At 69.4% G+C, this 620-nt stretch carries 1 protein-coding gene; it reads left to right on the top strand.

Annotated features, from left to right (window positions below; all coding sequences use genetic code 11):
- On the top strand, nt 1-620 hold a 620-nt coding region (locus IF54_RS0138860), incomplete at both ends, for a sugar phosphate isomerase/epimerase family protein (protein ID WP_030327463.1).

The following is a 620-nucleotide window of genomic DNA, read 5'->3' as shown; positions in this document are numbered from 1 at the left end:
TCATCGGCTTCACCGGCTCGGCGATCTGGCACCTGGTGGCGATGTTCCCGCCCGCATCCCAGGCGATGATCGACCGCGGGTACGAGGACTTCGCCGAGCGCTGGAACCCGATCCTGGACGTCTTCGACGCCGAGGGCGTGCGCTTCGCCCACGAGGTCCACCCCGGCGAGATCGCCTACGACTACTGGACCACCCAGCGTGCCCTGGAGGCGGTCGGTCACCGGAGCGCGTTCGGGTTGAACTTCGATCCTTCCCACTTCGTGTGGCAGGACCTGGACCCGGTCGGTTTCCTCTACGACTTCCGCGAGCGGATCTACCACGTCGACTGCAAGGAAGCCCGCACCCGTCTGGACGGCCGCAACGGCCGCCTGGGCTCCCACCTCGCCTGGGGCGACCCCCGCCGCGGCTGGGACTTCGTCTCCGCCGGCCACGGCGACGTCCCCTGGGAAGACGTCTTCCGCATGCTGCGCTCCATCGACTACCAGGGCCCCGTCTCGGTCGAGTGGGAGGACGCCGGGATGGACCGGCTCCAGGGCGCGCCGGAGGCGTTGAAGAGCCTCAAGCGGTACGACTTCGAGGCCCCGTCGGCCTCCTTCGACGCAGCATTCGGAGGCGGCGAG

The sequence above is a fragment of the Streptomyces sp. NRRL B-3229 genome (assembly GCF_000719505.1).
GTDB lineage: Bacteria > Actinomycetota > Actinomycetes > Streptomycetales > Streptomycetaceae > Streptomyces > Streptomyces griseorubiginosus.
Note: the sequence above shows the minus strand (reverse complement) of the source record. Positions and strands in the feature narration are given on the sequence as shown.